The organism is Aliivibrio sp. 1S128 (assembly GCF_001691065.1).
In the GTDB taxonomy this organism is placed as follows: domain Bacteria; phylum Pseudomonadota; class Gammaproteobacteria; order Enterobacterales; family Vibrionaceae; genus Aliivibrio.
On record NZ_MAJV01000144.1, the window covers coordinates 1 to 808 of the forward strand.

The 808-nt window shown below is 32.7% G+C and carries 1 protein-coding gene; it reads left to right on the plus strand.

The features are described 5' to 3' along the window. On the plus strand, positions 1-791 hold a 791-nt coding region (locus tag A6E03_RS18220; protein ID WP_083201881.1), incomplete at its 5' end, for a hypothetical protein. Positions 792-808: the final 17 nt, after the last annotated feature.

Consider the following 808-nt stretch of genomic DNA (forward strand, 5'->3'; position numbering starts at 1 on the left):
ATGCAGGCGTTATATTTTTTGGGAGGTTAGGTGTGCAACTAAATCAGAGTTTTATTTCTAAAATCGAGGCAGCGATAGATAATACAGCCTTCACAGTCGACGATTTTGATATTAAGTATCCACAATATGGAGATCTTATTCAATTGTCATTTAAGCATCACCCATCTTTTCAGTTCAATGTTAAGGAAGTTGAATATGAAGAGGAGGTCAAGATATCTCAACCTAAAGGTGGCATATTTGCTGCGGCAGGCTTTCCTTCAACTGAAACTTCAGAGTATAAAAAAGTAAATGAAATTAAATATGTAATTACAGAATGTCCTGGTGATATTAAGTCAGAAGACATATACGATTTATCATCACTAAAACCGATTATAAGTAGCATTCAGGGTTGGTGCGAGAATATAGAGACGGAATTGTTGGTAATTTACTCTCCAAAAATAGTTGATGATGAACAATTACATAATCAAATTGAAAAGATTTTTCCTAGTAATGTTGAAAACCCTGAGAGTCATTTTTCATCAACTGAGGTGGATGAATTGCGGAATAATTTAGATTCATTATTTGAACGAATTCAGGCCATTAAAGAAGAATGTAAATTATCAGAAGAGAAATTAGAAAAATTAAAATCGGCTTTAGATAAAGCAAGTACTACGGCTGAAAAATTGCCTAAAGGTGTTTGGCTTAATGTTAATAAAAGTAAGATATCAGCATCTATAAAAAAGGTATTTTCTGTTCCTGAAGTAAGAGATTTTGCCTTAGAGGCTATTAAGAAAATAGCTTTGGGTGCATAAAATATAACAAATGCATC